At 71.3% G+C, this 18,223-nt stretch carries 19 protein-coding genes; 10 read left to right on the top strand and 9 right to left on the bottom strand.

The window, feature by feature from the left end; translation table 11 throughout:
- Nucleotides 1-448: 448 nt before the first annotated feature.
- From AB0C21_RS16605 to AB0C21_RS16595, 3 genes are all read left to right on the top strand, one after another.
- Nucleotides 449-1,237, top strand: coding sequence for an IPT/TIG domain-containing protein (locus AB0C21_RS16605; protein WP_500204988.1), 789 nt, complete (start codon nt 449-451; stop codon nt 1,235-1,237).
- A 96-nt stretch (nt 1,238-1,333) separates the two neighbouring features.
- Nucleotides 1,334-2,092, top strand: coding sequence for an IPT/TIG domain-containing protein (locus AB0C21_RS16600; RefSeq protein WP_500204987.1), 759 nt, complete (start codon nt 1,334-1,336; stop codon nt 2,090-2,092).
- A gap of 109 nt (nt 2,093-2,201) precedes the next feature.
- Complete coding sequence (locus AB0C21_RS16595) at nt 2,202-2,990, top strand: IPT/TIG domain-containing protein (RefSeq protein ID WP_500204986.1); 789 nt, start codon at nt 2,202-2,204, stop codon at nt 2,988-2,990.
- Nucleotides 2,991-3,107: 117 nt separating this feature from the next.
- Here the strand turns inward: AB0C21_RS16595 and AB0C21_RS16590 are convergent, their stop codons facing one another.
- Nucleotides 3,108-4,079, bottom strand: a complete 972-nt coding sequence (locus tag AB0C21_RS16590) for a hypothetical protein (protein WP_500204985.1) — start codon at nt 4,077-4,079, stop codon at nt 3,108-3,110.
- Between the two features lie 283 nt (nt 4,080-4,362).
- Here AB0C21_RS16590 and AB0C21_RS16585 point away from each other — a divergent pair, with 283 nt between their 5' ends.
- A complete protein-coding gene (locus AB0C21_RS16585) occupies nt 4,363-5,112 on the top strand; it encodes an FkbM family methyltransferase (protein ID WP_500204984.1) in 750 nt (249 codons plus the stop codon).
- Here the strand turns inward: AB0C21_RS16585 and AB0C21_RS16580 are convergent.
- Nucleotides 5,109-6,041, bottom strand: a complete 933-nt coding sequence (locus AB0C21_RS16580) for a LysR family transcriptional regulator (RefSeq protein ID WP_500204983.1) — start codon at nt 6,039-6,041, stop codon at nt 5,109-5,111. The two genes, AB0C21_RS16585 and AB0C21_RS16580, sit on opposite strands and share 4 nt — an antisense overlap.
- An 89-nt stretch (nt 6,042-6,130) precedes the next feature.
- On the opposite strand from AB0C21_RS16580, the gene AB0C21_RS16575 reads away from it, so the two are divergent.
- Complete coding sequence (locus tag AB0C21_RS16575; protein WP_500204982.1) at nt 6,131-7,042, top strand: zinc-binding dehydrogenase; 912 nt, start codon at nt 6,131-6,133, stop codon at nt 7,040-7,042.
- Nucleotides 7,039-8,436 (top strand): alpha/beta fold hydrolase, encoded by a 1,398-nt coding sequence (locus AB0C21_RS16570; RefSeq protein WP_500204981.1) that lies wholly within the window; start codon nt 7,039-7,041, stop codon nt 8,434-8,436. The genes AB0C21_RS16575 and AB0C21_RS16570 overlap by 4 nt, the downstream gene beginning before the upstream one ends.
- A 17-nt stretch (nt 8,437-8,453) precedes the next feature.
- Here AB0C21_RS16570 and AB0C21_RS16565 read toward each other — a convergent pair whose 3' ends face one another.
- The 3 genes from AB0C21_RS16565 to AB0C21_RS16555 all read right to left on the bottom strand — a co-directional run bounded on the left by AB0C21_RS16565 (nt 8,454) and on the right by AB0C21_RS16555 (nt 10,410).
- A complete protein-coding gene (locus AB0C21_RS16565) occupies nt 8,454-9,395 on the bottom strand; it encodes an LLM class flavin-dependent oxidoreductase (protein ID WP_500204980.1) in 942 nt (313 codons plus the stop codon).
- A gap of 26 nt (nt 9,396-9,421) precedes the next feature.
- Nucleotides 9,422-9,661: a hypothetical protein gene (locus AB0C21_RS16560; RefSeq protein ID WP_500204979.1), complete on the bottom strand. Its 240-nt coding sequence runs from the start codon at nt 9,659-9,661 to the stop codon at nt 9,422-9,424.
- A gap of 272 nt (nt 9,662-9,933) precedes the next feature.
- The gene (locus tag AB0C21_RS16555) at nt 9,934-10,410 is read right to left on the bottom strand and encodes a MarR family winged helix-turn-helix transcriptional regulator (protein WP_500204978.1); all 477 of its coding nucleotides are present in this window, start codon (nt 10,408-10,410) and stop codon (nt 9,934-9,936) included.
- A 174-nt stretch (nt 10,411-10,584) separates the two neighbouring features.
- Here AB0C21_RS16555 and AB0C21_RS16550 point away from each other — a divergent pair, with 174 nt between their 5' ends.
- The 3 genes from AB0C21_RS16550 to AB0C21_RS16540 all read left to right on the top strand — a co-directional run bounded on the left by AB0C21_RS16550 (nt 10,585) and on the right by AB0C21_RS16540 (nt 13,306).
- Complete coding sequence (locus tag AB0C21_RS16550; RefSeq protein WP_500204977.1) at nt 10,585-11,001, top strand: DUF4260 family protein; 417 nt, start codon at nt 10,585-10,587, stop codon at nt 10,999-11,001.
- 74 nt (nt 11,002-11,075) lie between these two features.
- A complete protein-coding gene (locus tag AB0C21_RS16545; RefSeq protein WP_500204976.1) occupies nt 11,076-11,408 on the top strand; it encodes a TfoX/Sxy family protein in 333 nt (110 codons plus the stop codon).
- 362 nt (nt 11,409-11,770) lie between these two features.
- Entirely contained in the window at nt 11,771-13,306 is a 1,536-nt protein-coding gene (locus AB0C21_RS16540) for a DHA2 family efflux MFS transporter permease subunit (RefSeq protein WP_500204975.1), read from the top strand.
- A 75-nt stretch (nt 13,307-13,381) separates the two neighbouring features.
- Here the strand turns inward: AB0C21_RS16540 and AB0C21_RS16535 are convergent, their stop codons facing one another.
- The gene (locus tag AB0C21_RS16535) at nt 13,382-14,917 is read right to left on the bottom strand and encodes an acyl-CoA synthetase (protein ID WP_500204974.1); all 1,536 of its coding nucleotides are present in this window, start codon (nt 14,915-14,917) and stop codon (nt 13,382-13,384) included.
- 57 nt (nt 14,918-14,974) lie between these two features.
- On the bottom strand, nt 14,975-15,208 hold the full coding sequence (locus tag AB0C21_RS16530) for a DUF397 domain-containing protein (RefSeq protein ID WP_149257128.1): 234 nt from the start codon (nt 15,206-15,208) through the stop codon (nt 14,975-14,977).
- Between the two features lie 195 nt (nt 15,209-15,403).
- On the opposite strand from AB0C21_RS16530, the gene AB0C21_RS16525 reads away from it, so the two are divergent.
- Entirely contained in the window at nt 15,404-16,033 is a 630-nt protein-coding gene (locus tag AB0C21_RS16525) for an ATP-binding protein (RefSeq protein WP_500204973.1), read from the top strand.
- On the opposite strand, the gene AB0C21_RS16520 is transcribed toward AB0C21_RS16525, so the two are convergent.
- On the bottom strand, nt 16,011-17,417 hold the full coding sequence (locus AB0C21_RS16520) for an alpha,alpha-trehalose-phosphate synthase (UDP-forming) (protein ID WP_500204972.1): 1,407 nt from the start codon (nt 17,415-17,417) through the stop codon (nt 16,011-16,013). The genes AB0C21_RS16525 and AB0C21_RS16520 overlap by 23 nt on opposite strands.
- Before the next feature lie 303 nt (nt 17,418-17,720).
- Entirely contained in the window at nt 17,721-18,182 is a 462-nt protein-coding gene (locus AB0C21_RS16515; protein WP_353818767.1) for a DoxX family protein, read from the bottom strand.
- Nucleotides 18,183-18,223 lie beyond the last annotated feature (41 nt).

Below are 18,223 nucleotides of genomic sequence, written 5' to 3'. Positions count from 1 at the left end.
CTATATCCCTTTTATGGCATTTGCTCTATCGATCGATCCGCGAAGCAAAAAGATCTACACTACGCCTTTCATGATCTGCGCTCGACTCGCTTTTAATGCAGTTTGCCGAAGGGTATTCTCTGAGTTGGACCTAGAGTAAATATCGATCACAAGGGGGGTCAGTAATTGACTCAGGACTCCCGCTCAGAGTAACCGCGCCACAGGCGTCCCCGCCCGAGACCTGCGAGGATCTGCGATCTTCACCGGGTGCACCTTCCCGCCATTTCCGAACAGGAATCTCCCCGGCCTGTCACGCCTTCGCAAGAAACTCACCGCAAGGCCCAATACCGGCGCGGCCTTCAAGTATGCCGCGCCAGCCGCGCCTGCGTCCAAGAAAACGAAAAGGCAGCCACGCATTCCTGGGCGCATGCTCGAACCCCGTCAGACCACTCCAGAAGGAAGATCCATCATGGCACCCGTCATCACCTCCCTCTCCTGCGGCCCACAGGCGACCAACCAGGGAAACGCCGGCCAGACCCTGACCATCACCGGGACCGGCCTGTCCGGATCCACCAAGGTCAGATTCGGCGCCAGCGGCCCTCAGGTCACTCCCAGCGCCACCACGGCCACGTCGGTCACCTGCACCGTTCCGGCCGGCAGCGGAGTGGTCTCCATCGCCGTCCTCAACGGCGGGGTCTGGAGCAACTCCCTGACCTTCTACTACATCCCCACGCCGAGCCTCTGCGGCCTCAATCCGGCCGACGGGCCGGCGACCGACCCCCCGGCGATCACTCTCATGGGCAACAACCTCCTGACCGCCAACCAGGCGACGTTCGACGCCGCACCGGTGTCGGCGAGCTCCACCACCGACAACGCGGCCCAGGCGACACCCACCAGCATCACCGAGGTGGGTGCCCCGCCCTACTTCCAGAGCGTGACCGTGGCCCTCCGCACCGCCGGCGGCACCGCGACGCTGAACGACGCCTACATCGCCTACGACGCACCGACGATCACCACCGTGGACCCCTCCAGCGGCGACGCGGGCACCGAGGTGCTCATCACCGGTACGGGATACGTGGGGCCCTTCGTCGAAGTCACCTTCGGCGGGATCCAGGCCGCGGCCACGGCCATCTCGGAGACGCAGATCACCGCCACCGCCCCCAGCGACCCAACCCTCACCGGATCCCAGGACGTGGCTGTCACCACTGCCGGCGGAACCGACACCCTGACCGGCGGCTTCGCCTACCCCACCCCGTAAGGAACGGTACTCCGCGAAGAACCCGCGCCCTGGCCGGCCGGCGCCGGCCAGGGCGCCTCATCGACAGCGAGGAAGTGATCAGTCATCGCTCTCCCAGTGGTCAGCGGCCTGAACCCGCTTTCCGGTCCGTCCTCGGGCGGCAACCCGGTGTTCATCACCGGGCACGGGTTCACCGGAGTGACGCGTGTCCGCTTCGGCACGGCCAACGCGGACTTCATCTTCAACTCCGACACCAGGATCACCGCGACGGCGCCGCCCGCATACACACTGACCCCGGTCAACGTGATCGTCACCACTCCGCGCGGCAGCAGCCAGTCGGGGGTGCTCTACAGCTACATCAGTACCGGCCCGGCCGGTGTCACCAGTGTCGACCCCGATGTCGGCCCCCTCGAAGGGGGGAACACGGTCACCGTCAACGGCACGGGTCTGTCGACGGTGACCTCGGTGTGGTTCGGCGAGGCCGCCGCCCTGGCCTTCACCGTCGTTTCGGACAGCCAGATCACGGCCACGGTCCCCGCCGGTACCGGCACGGTCGACGTATCGGTCAACGCACCCTGCGGGACGGGCGGGGCGGGGACGTGCGGCACCTACACCTACATGGGAGTCCCGTCGGTCAGCAGCCTGGCCCCCGACCACGGCCCGGCCTTCGGCGGCAACTCCGTCGTCATCAACGGCTCGAACCTGACCGATGTCGACACCGTGCTCTTCGGTGCCGACATCGTCCCCTTCACCGTCATCTCCGATTTCCAGATCACCGCCATCGCGCCGGAGGGCAGCTCGGGCGAAACCGTTTTGGTCTCCGTGGCGAACAGGCTGGCATCCAGTTCTCCCGCCGTGCCGTACACCTACGACTGAGCCGTAGGCCGCCCCACAAGCCCGCAGGATGACCGGCGCTGCCGGGTACCCGGCATTCCTTGAGACGCGCTCGCGCACCGACAGATCACCCCAGAAAGAAGATCCACCAATGGCACCCGTCATCATTTCCCTTTCCTGCGGCCCGCAAGCGACCAACCAAGGGAACGCACCCCAGGCCCTGACCGTCACCGGGACGGGCCTGGCCGGATCCACCAGGGTCAGGTTCGGCACCAACGGCCCCCAGGCCACTCCCAGCGCCACCACCGCCACGACGGCCACCTGCACCGTTCCGACCGGCAGCGGAGTGGTCGCCGTCGCCGTCTACAACGCCGGCGTCTGGAGCAACACGCTGCCCTTCTACTACATCCCGTCGCCGTACGTCTGCGGCCTCAGTCCGGCCGAAGGATCGGCTGCCGCGCCCCCTGCGATCACCATCACGGGCAACCACCTCCTGACCGCCAACCAGGCGACGTTCGACGCCACACCGGTGACCGCGTCCGCCACCACCGACAACGCGGTGCAGGCGGTCCCCGCCGCCATCGCCCAGGTGGGCGGCTCGCCCTACTTCCAATACGTGGACGCCACCCTCCGCACCGCCGGCGGCAACGCGACGCTGACCGGCCGGTTCGTCGCCTACGACACACCGACGATCGCGACCTCGCTACCCACCTTCGGCATCGTGGGCACCCAGGTGACCATCACCGGGACAGGCTTCGTCAGCAACTCCATCACCGTCACCTTCGGCGGCTACCAGGCCGTCGCCAACACCCTCTCGGAGACCGAGATCGTCGCCTTGGCCCCCGCCGGTCCCGGCGTCCTGAGCCCCGTGGACGTGGTCGTCAACACCGCGGGCGGTACCGCTACCAAGATCGACGCCTTCTCCTACGTCATCGGATAGGAGGGGACTCCGCGAAGAAGCCGTACCCTGGCCGGCCGGCGCCTCGTCGGCATCGAGGCAGTGAGCGGTCATCGCTCTCCCAGCGTGCCGTGGACCGGGACCGAGCCGCGGTCCGGTCTACGGCTCGCAGCCGCGGATGGTGCCCGGCGGGTAGCAGTTGTCCGGGATGTTCGCCCTGATGGTCGAACCCACGGAGGTCACGACACCCGGGGTGGGGATGTTGTAGACGACGTTGTAGACGCCGCCGCCCGGGAACCCCTGGGCGGCGGAGTTCTGGTTGTTCTCGATCACGACGCCGTAGAGCGCGGTGACGCCGTAGTTCAGGACGCCGCCCCCCGCGAACTCAGCGAAGTTGTTGTCGATGCGGCTGGAGGAAATGGTCGTTTTGCCGGTCTCGCTCGTGTAGACGCCGCCGCCGCCGTCCTGCGGGGAGGTGTTCCCCGTGATGCGGGTCGTCACGAGTCTGAGGTCGCCGGAGTTGGCGACTCCCCCGCCGCTGACCCCGGTGTTGCCACTGATCGTGCTCGTGGTGGAGATCAGTGCGGTCGCGCCGGCCCCGTTCGACAGACCCCCTCCGTCGCCGGTCGCCTTGTTGTCGCTGATGCCCGACCGGAAGAGGTACAACGTCCCGTCGTTGTTGATTCCGCCGCCCTCACCGTCGACGTCGCCGCCCTCGAAGGCCACGTTCGTCGCCTCGAAAGTGGCGCCGGGGGCCACGTCGACGACGCGGAACTTCTCGGTGGCGGACGGGTCCCGGACGATCCGCGTCCCCGTCTGGCCGACCAGGGTGATCCTGCCGGTGATCCGCGGCAGCGCCGAGGCCGGGCCGTTGGCGGTGGTGTAGCCGTACGTGCAGTTCGGGGCCAGCCGAATGGTCGCGGCGGGCTTCGTGTTACCGGTCTCGATCGCCGACTTGAGCTCCCCGGTGTCGCACAGCACATCGGCCTGGAACTGGTGGGCCGCCATCGGTTCGGCCCGGCCAGGACTCGCCGCCCGCGCGGGCACCGCCGGCGAGGCCGCGGCCATTCCCGCCGCGGAGAGGGCGGCGAACGCCCCCGCGCCGAGGAACACCCTTCGATATGCGCCCATTTTTCCCCTTTCGGGTAAATGCGACAATGGCCGCATCGCCCCTAGAACAGCCGTCGCCAGATCGCCAGGAAACAGTGAAACACACGCCAGCAAATCAGGCGGCAAGGGAAATTGAACATGCCCGTATAAGACACATTCTCGTCTGGTCAAGAATGATCGCCAAAGTAACAGCGCTCTCCCCGGCGGGGGCTCGGCCCCGCACCGGCGATGGCGCCTTCCGGCCGGCCGGACGCGCCGCGCTTCGCTCGCGGCCGCGGGGCGTCCGGCGCGATACAGTCGGCGGATGCTGCTGCGCGCGTACGGCATCGCCCGCTCCCTGCTCATGTACTACGGGGTGCCGGGCAAGCACCGGCGCGCGATGCGCCTCTACGGCGAGTTCCTCGGTCCCGGTGACCTCGCGTTCGACATCGGCGCCCACGTGGGCGGGCGGGTGCGCACCTGGCGGCGCCTCGGAGCGAGGGTGGTCGCGGTGGAGCCGCAGCCCGACTGCCTGCGCGTCCTGAACCTGTTCTTCGGCCGCGACCGCGACGTCACCGTCGTGCCGGGCGCCGTCGGGGCCGAGTCCGGGAGGGCCAGCCTGGCCATGTCCACCGCGACGCCGACGGTGTCCTCCATGTCCCCCGGCTGGATCGACGCGGTGACGACGGACCAGAGCTTCGCCCGCGTCCGGTGGGACCGCTCGATCGGCGTCGACGTGACGACGCTGGACGATCTCATCGCCGCCCACGGCGTGCCGGCCTTCTGCAAGATCGACGTCGAGGGCTTCGAGGCGGACGTGCTGGCGGGGCTGTCCCGGCCTCTGCCCGCCCTGTCGTTCGAGTACGTGCCGTCGGCACACGAGGCCTCGCTGAAGGCGCTGGGCCTCGTGGACGGGCTGGGCGACTACGTCTACAACTACTCCCCCATCGAGACGATGCGGCTGGCCAGTCCGCGCTGGCTCGACGCGTCCGAGCTGCGCCGGCGGCTGGAGAAGATCCGTCCGCGCGGCCGTTCCGGGGACGTCTACGCCCGCCTCCGCACGCCCGGCGGCTAGCGGGCCGGAGGGGGCGCTTCGCCGGGCAGCCAGTCGCGGGCCGGGTCGTACTCCAGCCAGCGGTGCCGCCGCCCGTACTCGGCGAACCCGCTGACCAGCGCGGTGAGCATCGGGTGCGGCGACTGACGCGGCCAGATCAGCGACCAGGCGTAGAGCGGGGTCGGGTCGACGACGGGGACCGCCCGGACTCCGGGGGCGCCGGGCAGCGGGGCGTCGGCGGGGAACAGCGTGATCCGTCCCGGCTCGGCCGGCAGGCCGGCCAGCAGGTGCTCCACCCCGAGGTTGGCGCCGCCGGACACGGCGCGGACGCCGAACTCCTCGCAGAACCGGTTGATGAAGTCGAGCCGGTCGGCGGCCGCGGGGAACCACAGGTGGCGTCCGGCGAGGTCGGACGGGCGGACGCCGGACGCGGCGGCGAGCGGATCCCCGGCGGCGACGAGGACGTCCACGGGTTCGAGCCGGACGAGGCGGTGCGCCAGCCCGTCCGGCAGCGGCGGGTGCACGCGCCCGAACGCGGCGTCGATGTCGCCGCGCAGCAGTGCCGCCGCCGCGGCGGGGAGGTCGCGGCTCATGCCGAGCTCGACGTCGAGCTCCGGCCGTTCCTCGATCACCGGGGCGACCGTCCGGGCCGGGCCGTACAGGTGCCCCCAGACGTCGAGCCGCAGCGGCCGGCCGGCGGCGTGGACCGCGCCGACCGCTGCCTCGGCGGCCCGCAGCGCCTCCCGCGCCGGCTCCAGGAAGCGGCGCCCCGCTCCGGTGAGCTCCACGCTCCCGCGGGTGAAGAGCGCGACTCCGAGCGCCGCCTCCAGCCTCGCCACCCGCTTGGAGACCGCCTGCTGGCTGATCGACAGCTCCTCGGCGGCCCGCCCGAAGTGCAGGTGGCCCGCGACGGCGACGAACGCGCGCACCTGGCCGAGGTCGAGGTCCATGCCCCTCATCGTGGGCGACAACCGGTGGTTGTCAACCCGGCCCGGCGGCTGTTGGACCGGCCCGGCGCCCGCCCGGTTTCCTGCGGGGCATGAGAGCACTCCTTCCCGAAACGGGCTCGGTGGCGTTCGGCGAGGTCGACGAGCCGGTCCCCCGTCCGGACGAGGCGCTGGTGAAGGTCGCGGCGTTCTCGGTGAACCGGGGCGAGACGTTCCAGCTGGAGTCCGACCGGCCCGGCTGGCGGCCCGGCAAGGACGTCGCGGGCCTCGTCGTCCAGGCCGCCGCCGACGGATCGGGGCCCGCGGCCGGCAGCCGGGTCGTGGGCCATCCGCCGTCGGCGGGCTGGGCGGAGTACGTCGCCGTCCCGACCACGTCGCTCGCCGAGATCCCCGCCTCCGTGTGCGTCGAGTCGGCCGCCGCGCTGCCGCTGGCCGGGCTCACCGCGCTGCGCCTGCTGCGCGCGTCCGGCGCCACGGCCGGGATGCGCGTCCTGCTGACGGGCGCGTCCGGCGGCGTCGGGCACTACTTCGTCGAGCTCGCGGCCGGCGCGGGAGCCGAGGTCACCGCCGTCACGGCGTCCCCGGAGCGCGGGCGGCGGCTCGCCGAACTGGGCGCCGCGGTCGTCCACGATGTGCGGGACGCGGCCGGGCCCTTCGACGTCGTCCTGGAGTCCACGGGCGGGGACGCCCTGCCGCTCGCGCTGGCGCGCACGGCGGCCGGAGGCACGCTCATCTGGTTCGGGCAGGCGAGCCGCCGGCCCGTGACGCTGGACTTCTTCGACTTCTTCGACGGCCCCGAGTCCGCGTCCATCAGGCACTTCCACTACGCGGGCGCCCCGTACGGGGATGATCTCGCCACGCTCGTCCGGCTGACCGCGGCCGGGCGCCTCCACCCGGAGCTCGGCCGCGTCGCCGACTGGAGCGAGACCGCCGCCGTCCTCACCGACCTCCGCGAGCGCCGCGTCCGCGGCAACGCCGTCCTCACCCTGGAGCAGAACCGATGACCGCCTTCTTCGACGAGCCCGTCGCCCCCTTCGCCTCCGTCAACCGGTCGCGCGCCATCGCCGCGGGGATCGACCCCTACCAGTACGACGCGGTCACCGCCACCCTGACCTCCCTGCACGAGTGGCCGGACGCGTTCGCGCGGACCGGGCGGGAGCATCTCGCCCGCGCGGAGAAGGCGCACCTGCCGCGCTCGGCGGGCGAGGCGTTCCGCGACGCCGCGCTGTGGTTCCACTTCGCCACGGTGCTGCCGAACCCCGACCTCGCCGAGCACGGCCGGGCCACCGCCGCGTCCGCCGACGCCCTGCGCCGTTCGCTCGCCGTCCTCGCGCCGGACGCCGAGCACCTCACCGGCCCCGACTTCACCGGCGTCCTCCGGCGCCCGTCCCCGGACGCCCCTCTGGTCGTCCTGGTGCCGGGCATGAACTCCGGCAAGGTCGAGTTCATGCCGATCGCCGACGCGCTCGTGCACCGCGGTCTCGCCGTGCTCGCCATCGACGGGCCCGGCCAGGGAGAACTCGCCGTCCGCGGTGTCTGGGAACCCGACTACCAGCGGGTCGTGGCACAGGCCCTCGACGCCGTCGACGGCCTGCCCTCCGCCGTCGGGCTGATCGGGCTCAGCATGGGCGGCTTCCTCGCCTCCGCCGCCGCGCGGCACGAGCCCCGGATCGGCGCCGTCGTCACCGTGAGCGGGCCCACCGCCATCACGTGGGACGAGCTGCCGCCGTACGTGACGGAGTCTTTCGTCCTGCGCACGGGCGGGGAGGCGGCCGCCCGCGAGTTCGCCCGCCGGGTGACCGCTCCCCCGGTGCCGCAGCCGCTCCGCGTCCTGGACGGCGGGCTGGACGTCATCCCGGGCGTCGCCAACGGCGAGGAGTTGGCCCGCCGGGCGGCGAAGGGCGAGTACGTGCTGATCCCCGAGGGCAACCACCTCTTGGAGAACTGCCGCTGGCTCTGGCTCCCCGAGACGCTCGACTGGCTCGCCGCCCGGCTGAGCGACGACCCCGCGTCCGTTGTCAGGCGCTATGTCGAGGCGGTCGCGAACGGCGACCTGGACACGATCAAGGCGAGCTTCACCGACGACGCCAGCTGGACCTACCCCGGCGACCTTCCGCTGAGCGGCACCTGGAAGGGCCGGGACGCGATCGTCGACGGCTTCCTCGGAGGCGCCGGACAGCTCTTCCAGCCCGGGGGCGAGCCCGAGGTCGCCCTGACCGGTGTGGTCGCGGACGGCGACCGGGTCGTGGCGGAATGGACGTCGCGGGGAACGGCCCGCGGCGGAGCGGCCTACGACAACCCGTGCCTCGGCGTGTTCACCGTTCGGAACGGCAAGATCACGTCGGTCCGGGAGTACACCGACACGCAGCACGTCGAACGCACCCTGTTCGGCTCCTAGTCCGCCCCGGCCGCTCCTCAGCGCCGTGCCTCGTGTGCGGGGCGGCCGCCGGCCTCCTTCGCGACCGCTTCGCGGACGGCGGGGGCGATCTCCTGCCCCCAGCGGCCGACGGAGGCGAGGTCGTGCGTCCCGCCCTCGGGCGAGAACAGGGTGAAACCGGACGCGCCGTGCTCCAGGACCGCCCGGGTCAGCTCCTCGGCCCACTGCTCCGGAGAGCCGCCGATCCAGCGCCCGTCGCGGTCGCGGGTGGCCCGCAGCGGGCGGTCGGTGATGCGCCCCGGGAGGTTGAAGATCGTGCCGATCTCGCGCGGGTCGCGGCCGGCGGCCGCCGCGGCCTCGTCGATGACCGGCCGCGACGTCCGGTAGCGCTCGCTGAGCCAGTCCGCCGCGTGGCCGGGGATCCAGCCGTCGGCGACCCGGCCGGTCGCGGCGAGGGACTTCGGGCCGACCGACCCCGTCCACACCGGCGGCGCGGCCACCGGGGCCGGCTCGATCTCCTCCACCCGGTAGTGGCGGCCCCGGTGGGTGACCGGCGGGCCGCCGCCCGCCAGCTTCCGGACCAGGACGATCGCCTCCTCGAAGGCGTCAACGGCGTCGCCCGCGGGCAGCCGCGGCACGCCCATGTCGGAGATCCGGTCCCACAGCCCGCCCGCGCCCATGCCGAGGACGACGCGGCCGCCGGAGAGCGCCGACAGGGACGTCACCGTCCGCGCGAGCATGGGAGCCGGCCTGGTCGGCAGGTTCGTGACGTTGGCCAGACCCGCGATGTGCTCGGTGCGGCCCAGGACGAAGCCGATGGCGGCGTAGGCGTCCACGCGGTCGCCGAGGTAGGGGTGGTCGGACAGGGAGAAGTGGTCGAGGCCGTCCCGGTCGGCCTGCTGGGCCATGCGCAGGAGGCCGGCGGCGTCCTCGATGACGGTGTGCGCGCCGAACCCGAAAAGGGGCCGCTGTACTGACATCGTTCTTCCTTTCGTCGTGCGGGTCGTCAGGCCTTGCCGAACAGGTCGGCGAAGCGGCCGGTGAACAGGTCTGCGCCCTTGTACTCGGCGACCGTCTCGGCCGGGACGACCTGCGGGCCGTCGGGTCCGGGCAGCTGGCCGACGCCGCGGCGCGGCCCGAGGGGTAGCAGAATCATGGGATCGGGCGCGGGCCGGTAGCGGGCGGCGGGCCGCTCGCCCCGGAGCCGGGCGGCGATGTTCTCCGCCACGACCTCGGCGTGCTGCATCGCGTACCCGGCCCTCTTGGACTCGGGGATGTCGGTGATGTCGCGGATCGCGTAGACGTGCTCGTGCCCGCGGACGTTGAGGGTCTCGGTGACGGGGACCCGGCCCTGCGGGGTGAGGGCGGTGAGGCGCCCGTCGGCCGGGTATCCGCTGTTGATCGACCGCGACCGTACTGCTCATGATTGCACGCTCCCGCGGACAGGAATTGCAGTTCGTGATACGAACAATATTAGTTCGTACTGCGAACTGCAACCCCGCCCCGAGGCGGGCGCTCTCAGTGCCTGCGGGCGGCCCCCTCGTCGGGTTCCGCGAACACCACCGGAACGTCGTTCTCCAGCACGACGCGTCCGAGCAGGTCGGCGAGCGTGTCGCGCTCGGCCTCGCTGAGGCCCTCCGGCAGCCTGTCGACCCGCCGGCAGGTCTCGGCGTAGAACTCCTCGACGAGCCCGCTCCCCCGCTCGGTCAGCGCGACCCTGACCGCGCGCTGATCCCTCGGGTCGGCCTCGCGGCGCACCAGGCCGTTGCGCTCGGTGCGGTCCACCAGGCCGGTGAGGCTCGACTTGGCCAGCCCGAGCATCGCGCCCAGTTCCCCCATCCCCAGGGGCCGCCTCATCAGCACGCACAGCAACTGCCCCTGCTGCGAGGTGAGGCCGTACTCCCGCGCCGACTCGGCATAAACGGCGTTCACGAGGAACGCGCCCCGCACGAGTGCCCCCACGACGCCGATCCGTCCCTCATCATCCTTGCCCACGCGCCCAGCGTATCCCGGCAGTTCGTGCGGCGAACTACCGCACGGCCGCCGCCGAGGCGGCGCGACGCGAGCAGGCGGCCGCCGAGCCTGGTCGACTGCTCTATAGCTTGACAGCTAACGACCTTAGCTTTACCTTGGCTAATGACGTTAGCCAATACTTCGGAGGTCGTCGTCATGAGCACAGTCACCGCGCCGGGCAGGGCCTCCGGCGCTCGCAACGTCCGCCGCGCCGCATGGTTCGCCGGGGCGCTCTTCTGGGCCGCCTTCGCCGTCCTCGAAGGCGTCAACCACGGGTGGCCGGCGGTGATCCTGGCCCTGACCTTCTTCGTGGTCCCTGACCTGGCCTTCCTCGCCGGCCTGCGCAAGGCCCGCACAGTGCAGCCCGGACAGCTCCCTCCGCGCGCCGTCCCGTACTACAACTCCCTGCACCGGGCGCTGGTGCCGTTCGCGCTGATGGTGGTCTACACGGTCACCCCGCTGAACTGGGCACCGATCTTCGCCGCCCTCTGCGGATGGATGGCGCACATCTCCTTCGACCGCGCCCTCGGCTACGGCCTCCGCACCAAGGACGGCTTCCAGCGCCACCCCTGACGTCGCTCCACCGCCCCCGGCGGAGGGAGATCCGGGTGGCACATGCGGTCCGGGGAGAGGGGGAGCATGCCGTGGTGAGCTACGACAAGGAACTGGCCGATCGGGTGGAAGACCTGCTCGGAGCGAGGCGGGACGCGGCGCCCAAGCGGATGTTCGGCGGGATCGCGTGGATGGTGAACGGCAACATGGCCGTCGTCGTGAGGGGTCGGGGCGGGCTGATGGTCCGGGTCTCCCCTGACGACCACGACGCGATGCTCGCCGAGCCGGGCACCTCCACGACCGTCATGCGCGGCCACCCGATGCGGGGATGGATCACGGTGGAGCCCGAGGCCTGCGCCACGCCGTCCGACGTGGCCGCATGGGTGGACCGAGGACTCGACCACGCCCTCAGCCTGCCCGCGAAGTAGGGCCGGGAGCACACCCGGCCCCGGGCGGGGCGCCGGAAGGGCCCGCGCGGAGCGATGAGTTTCGGGGGCGGCGGCGGTCCGTCTGGGGTGCGTGCAGGCGGAGGGAGGGTGGGATGTCGCGTCCGTCACACTTCGTTGACCTCGAGTGCGGTGGAGGTCGGAGGGTGAGGGGCGCAGAGCAGGCAGGATTTGTCGGACCCCGCTGGAATACTCCCGGAGCGCCCAGGGTTTAATCGTTCGCGAAAGTGTCAGTCGCTGCAGTATTTTGCGGCGGTACCTAGGCAAGCCCTGAGCAAACCCCCTGAGCTACGTGCCCACGGCCCTCGCGTGCCCACATGCGGGCCCTGACGATTGGAAGAGAGTTGACCGCTCCCGCATCTCCCAAGATGGCGGACGGCCCGCTGGAGAAATCCGACGCCGGAGGAGGACTGGACCGCGGTGTGCTCGCGGCGGCCATGGTGGTCGTCCTCGGGGCGATCATGTCCATCCTGGACGTGACGGTCGTCAACGTCGCGATCAACGACCTCGCGAAGGAGTTCGAGACCTCGCTGGCGACGATCCAGTGGGTCGCGACCGGCTACACCCTGGCGCTGGCCACCGTCATCCCGATCACCGGGTGGGCCTCGGCCCGGTTCGGCACCAAGCGCCTCTACATGATCTCGATCGGGCTGTTCGTGGCGGGCTCGATGCTGGCCGGCATGGCCTGGTCCGCCGAGTCGCTGATCGCCTTCCGGGTGCTGCAGGGCCTCGGCGGCGGCATGATCATGCCGGCCGGCATGACGATCCTGACCCAGGCGGCGGGCCCGCAGCGGGTCGGCCAGGTGATGAGCATCGTCGGCGTGCCGATGCTGCTCGGCCCGATCCTCGGCCCGATCATCGGCGGCTACCTCGTCGACGACGTGTCGTGGCGGTGGATCTTCTTCATCAACCTGCCGATCGGCATCGTCGCGCTGGTGATGGCGGCGCGGATCCTCAAGCGCGACCAGCCGAAGAAGACCGAGCGGCTCGACTTCATCGGGCTGCTCCTGCTGTCCCCCGGCCTCGCCTCGCTGATCTACGGCGTGGCCAAGGGCGCCGAGCTGAAGGACTTCCTGAAGACCGAGGCCCTGGTGTTCTGGGCGGTCGGCGCCGTGCTGGTGCTCGGGTTCGTGTTCCGCGCGCTGAAGGCCGAGAACCCGCTGATCGACCTGCGGCTGCTCAAGCGGCGCTCGGTGGCGGCCGCGTCCGGCACGATGGTGCTGTTCATGATCGCGTTCATGGGCGCCATGCTGCTGCTGCCGCTGTACTACCAGACCGTGCGCGGCGAGGGCGCCCTCCAGTCCGGCCTGCTGCTGGCCCCGCAGGGCCTGGGCGCGATGATCACGATGCCGATCGGCGGCAAGCTGACCGACCGGATCGGCCCCGGCCGGGTCGTGCTGGTCGGCATGCTCATCGTGGTGGCGTCGGTGTCGGGCTTCGCCTCGATCCTGGAGGCCGACACCTCCTACTGGGCCCTCGGCGGGGCGCTGTTCGTGATGGGCCTCGGCATGGGCATGACGATGATGCCGACCATGGCGGCGGCCATCCAGACCCTCGTCCACGACGAGGTTCCGCGGGCGAGCACGATGCTGAACATCATCCAGCAGGTGTCCGCCTCCGTCGGCACCGCGATGATCTCCGTGCTGCTGGCCAACCGGCTGGTGTCCGAGCTCGGCGGCGGGGCCGGCGGCGAGATCGGCAGCACCGAGAAGGTGCCGCCGGCGGTCATGCAGAAGATCGCCGGGCCGATGGCGGACGCGTTCCAGCACACCTACTGGTACTCGGCCGGGCTGCTGCTCCTGGCGTTCCTGCCGGCGCTGCTGCTGCCGCGCAAGAAGCCGGAGGCCCCCGCGGTCGACGCGCCGATGCCGATGCACTAGAACGCCCCTGGCGCGTTCCAAACCCCGGCCGACCCCCAAGGGGCCCCGGCCGGGGTTTGGCCGTTCAGGGCGCTCTCAGGCCGTGGCAGGGCGCGCGTGCGCCCAGTACTCGTCCTTCAGGAGCCGCTTGTAGAGCTTGCCCGTGGGGTGCCGGGGCAGCTCGGCGCGGAAGTCGACCGAGCGCGGGCACTTGTAGTGGGCGAGCCGGTCGCGGCAGTAGGCCATCAGCTCGGCCTCCAGTTCGGGGCCGGCGTCGTCCATGGACAGCGGCTGGACGACGGCCTTGACCGCCTCCCCCATCTCGGCGTCCGGGACGCCGAACACCGCGACGTCGGCGACCTTCGGGTGCACCGCGAGGACGTTCTCGGCCTCCTGCGGGTAGATGTTCACCCCGCCGCTGATGATCATGTAGGCGCGGCGGTCGGTGAGGTAGAGGAAGCCGTCCTCGTCCACGTGGCCGACGTCGCCGAGGGTCGTCCAGCCGTGCCCCCAGGGGTCGCGGGACGCGGCGGTCTTCGCCTCGTCGGCGTGGTATTCGAACACGGGGCCGTTGCCGAAGTAGAGCGTGCCCGGCTCCCCGGGCGGCAGTTCCCGGCCGTCCTCGCCGCAGACGTGGACCTCGCCCAGGATGGGCCGGCCGACCGTGCCCTTGTGCGCCAGCCAGTCCTCGGAGTTCGTGTACACGAAGCAGTTGCCCTCGGTGCCGGCGTAGTACTCGTGCAGGATCGGCCCCCACCAGGCGATCATCTGCTCCTTGACGGGCACGGGGCAGGGCGCGGCGGCGTGCACCGCGCAGCGCAGCGACGACACGTCGTAGCGGGCGCGGGTCTCCTCCGGCAGCTTCAGCATCCGGATGAACATGGTCGGCACCCACTGGCTGTGCGTGACGCGGTACTTCTCGATGGCGGCGAGGGCCTGCTCGGCGTCGAACCTCTCCATCACGACGACGGCGGCGCCGAACCGGTGGAAGTTGAGCGAGTACCTCAGCGGCGCGGCATGGTACAGCGGCGCCGGGGAGAGGTAGACGGAGTCGGCGTCGGGCTGGAAGAGGAACGCCAGGAGCTGGTACAGCGGCCCGGCCTCGCCCATCGGCGCCTTCGACAGGGGCGGTTTCACGCCCTTGGGGCGGCCGGTCGTGCCGGACGAGTAGAGCATGTCCATGCCCTCGCACTCGTCCTCGATCGGCGTGGGCGGGTGCTGGGCGACGCGCTCCTCGTAGGAGTCGTAGCCGGGTGCCGTGCCGTCGAGCATCAGGCGCAGCGGCACGTCCGGCGGCGACTGCGCCGCCACCTCAGTGGCGGCGCTGGTGATGAAGGCCTTCGCCTCGCAGTTGCCCGCGATGTAGGCGAGCTCCTCGGCCTGGAGCCGCGAGCTGATGGCGGTGTAGTAGAGCCCGGACCGCTGGGCGGCCCAGGCGACGGCCAGGTAGAGCGGATGGTTCTCCATCATGAACGCGATGTGGTCCCCCGGCCGTAGCCCCTCCGCGCGGAGCAGCTGCGCGAGCCGGTTGGACTCCTCGTTCAGTTCGCGGAAGGTGACGACCCGCCCGGAGCCCGCCATGACCACGGCGGGCTTGTCGGGCGTCCGAGCGGCGATCTGCCCCAGATGCATGGCCGCAACCTACCTGGCCGGACCGGTAAATGGAATCCCGTTCGGTTTGCTGCCGGGTCAGATGAGGATGTGGTCGAAGTCACCGTCCTTGGCTCCCCCGACGAACGCCTCCACCTCCTCGCGCGTGTAGACGAGGATCGCTCCCTCGGGGTCCCTGGAGTTGCGCACGGCGATCTCCCCGGTGGGAAGTTCCGCCATCTCGACGCAGTTCCCGGACGGGTTGCTCCGCCGGCTCTTCTGCCAGACGAGCCCGTTGCGCCGGACGTCCGACATCTGGTGGTGGCCGTCCATCAATGCCCCCTCTAGGCGTCTCGGCCTCCCTGTCCCGGGAGACCGCGATCTCGCCCCACCCCACACCATGGTACGAGATGCACGTGCATTCGTTCTTGCATTCGTTCATGCAGACGGCCTTGCATCTGCACGACTTGGGGAGCAAGATAGCGAACGCTCGCCGGTGACCAACCCGCACGCCTCTGAGGTTTGACCATGACCGTTGACCAGGCAGACGACGTCGCAGCCCACGCCGCCATGGGGGGCGCGCGGCCGCGGCACGTCTCGGCCGTCCGCACGCCCTGGCCCGACGCCCCGCCGATGCCGCTCGGCCCGAACGTCCACGAGCAGGCCGCGCGCGTCCCGGCCGCCGTCCCCGGCCTCGCCGGGCTCTGGCCGGCCCCGCACGCGGGCACCCCGCGCACGGCCCGGCGGGTGCTCCCCGCCGAGATCACCGCGCCCCGGTCGGCGCGCGAGTTCACCCAGGTCACGCTGGACGCGTGGGGCCTGGCCGACGATGCCGGGGACGTGGTCGTCGCCGTGTCGGAGCTGGTGACCAACGCCCTGCGGCACGGCCTGGAGGGCATCCCCCAGCCGCTGCCGCTGTGCCCGATCCAGCTCGTCCTGATCGGCCACCCGAGGCGGCTGGTCGTGTCGGTGACCGACCCGGGCGCGGGCGCGCCCGAGCCGGTACCGGGCGAGCCCGACCGGTGCGCGGAGGGCGGCCGCGGCCTCGTCGTCGTCGGCGCGGTCAGCGACTCCTGGGGCTGGGCGCGCCTCGCGACCGGAGGGAAGGCCGTCTGGGCCGCCTTCGACCTGCGCCTCAGCCCTCCAGCACAGCGGTAGTCTGCTCGGCCGGAGCCGGCCGGGCGGGGTTCTCCAGCTCGCTGAGGAACGCCTGGGCCCACCGGTCCACGTCGTGCTCGATGACGCGGCGGCGCATGGCGCGCATCCGCCGCGCCTGCTCGGCGGGCTCGGCGTTCAGCGCGGCCATCAGGGTGCTCTTCAGGCCGTCGATGTCGTAGGGGTTGACCTGGAAGGCGCCGCGCTTCAGCTCGGCGGCGGCCCCGGTGAACTCGCTGAGCACGAGCGCGCCCCGCAGGTCCTTGCGGCAGGCCACGTACTCCTTGGCGACCAGGTTCATGCCGTCGCGCAGCGGGGTCACCACCATCACGTCCGCCGCGAGGTACAGCGCGGTCAGCTCGGCGCGGTCATACGAGCTGTGCAGGTAATGGATGACCGGAAACCCGATCTCGCCGTGCTCCCCGTTGATCCGGCCGACGAGCTGCTCGATCTCCTCGCGGAGCAGCTGGTACTGCTCGACGCGCTCCCGGCTCGGCGTCGCGATCTGCACGAAGACGGCCTGGCCGGGCTTGATGTGGCCCTCCTCGACCAGCTCCCCGAACGCCTGGAGCCGCTGCGTGATGCCCTTGGTGTAGTCGAGCCGGTCGACGCCCAGCAGCACGGTCGCGTCGCCGAGGTCGGTGCGGATCTCCTGCGCGCGCTCCTGGACGTCCTCGCGCCCGACCAGGTCGTTCAGCTCGCCCACGTCCACCGAGATGGGGAAGGCGCGGGCCCGCACGACGCGGTCGTCCCAGAAGACGTCCTGCTTGAGGAAGCGGGCGTCCAGGAGCCGCCGGCAGAGCCGCACGAAGTTGGCCGCCGCCCCGGGGAGCTGGAATCCGACCAGGTCGGCGCCGAGCAGCCCCTCCAGGATCCGCCGCCGCCACGGCAGCTGCCAGAACAGCTCCACCGGCGGGAAGGGGATGTGCAGGAAGAAGCCGATGCGCAGGTCGGGACGCAGCTCGCGGAGCATCTGCGGGACGAGCTGGAGCTGGTAGTCCTGCACCCAGACGATGGCGTTCTTCGCGGCGACCTTCGCCGCCGCCTCGGCGAAGCGCCGGTTGACGCGGACGTAGGCGTCCCACATGGCCCGGTCGTAGACGGGCGGGGCGACGACGTCGTGGTAGAGCGGCCACAGCGTGGCGTTCGAGAACCCCTCGTAGTAGAGCTCGACCTCCTGCGCGGACTGCGCGATGGGATGCAGCGACATGCCGTCCTCTTCGAACGGCTCCAGCTCCTCGTCCGGCGCGCCCGTCCAGCCGATCCACGTGCCCTGCCTGCGCCTCATCACCGGGGCGATCGCGCTGACCAGCCCGCCAGGGCTGCGCCGCCAGCGCGGCACGCCGTCGGCTCCGACGTTCCGGTCCACCGGCAACCGGTTGGCCACCACAACGAACTCACTACCGCGCGACACTCTGCGACCCGCCTCTCCAGGGAACTCTCAGCGCTCACTCATGCCCAGAAACGGTCATCGGGAACATCTTGTCACTTCGACGTAAAGGACCCGATGCCCGCAAAGGGGGATGTCAGACGGCCGGGGCGGCGCGGACGGCGGATTGGAGCGGGCCATATTCCTTTCCAGGCAGGTGACCGCTGTTGACGCCGCGGTCACGCCGTCCGGCGCCGCGGGCGGCGAAAGTTACCTAGATCACAGTCGTGGGCCCCCGCGCGACCGCGGGGGCCCGGTGTATCAGGCGTTCACGGAGCGCCGGGCAGGGACTTCCTCGCGACCGCGGCGCCCCCACAGGACGGCGTCCAGGGAGAACCGTCCGGCGCCGGTGAAGGCCAGGAGGAGGCAGGCGGCGCCGAGGACCATCACGTACTCGTAGCCGCCCTCCTGGTTGAACAGGCCCTTGCCCATGTGGACGTACCAGAAGGCCCCGGCCATGTCGAGGGCGATGAGGACGCCCGCGAGCGGCACCAGGACGCCGGCGATGAGCGCGAGGCCGCCGAGCAGCTCGACCCAGGTCCCGTAGACGGCGGCGAGGCCCGGCAGCGGGATGCCGAGGTGGTCGAACGAGCGGGTGACGGCGGCGTGGCCCTCGTCGGTGAGCTTCTGCCAGCCGTGCGCGACGAAGACCACCCCGACCGCGATCCGGCCGATCAGCAGGCCGGCGTCGGGCAGTGCGGGGTGACGGCGGGGTGGGAGCATTCCCCATCTCCTTCGGTCGGAGGTTCGAGCGTCCCGGGGGA

The sequence above is a fragment of the Spirillospora sp. NPDC049024 genome (genome assembly GCF_040649235.1).
In the GTDB taxonomy this organism is placed as follows: Bacteria; Actinomycetota; Actinomycetes; order Streptosporangiales; family Streptosporangiaceae; genus Spirillospora.
Note: the sequence above shows the minus strand (reverse complement) of the source record. Positions and strands in the feature narration are given on the sequence as shown.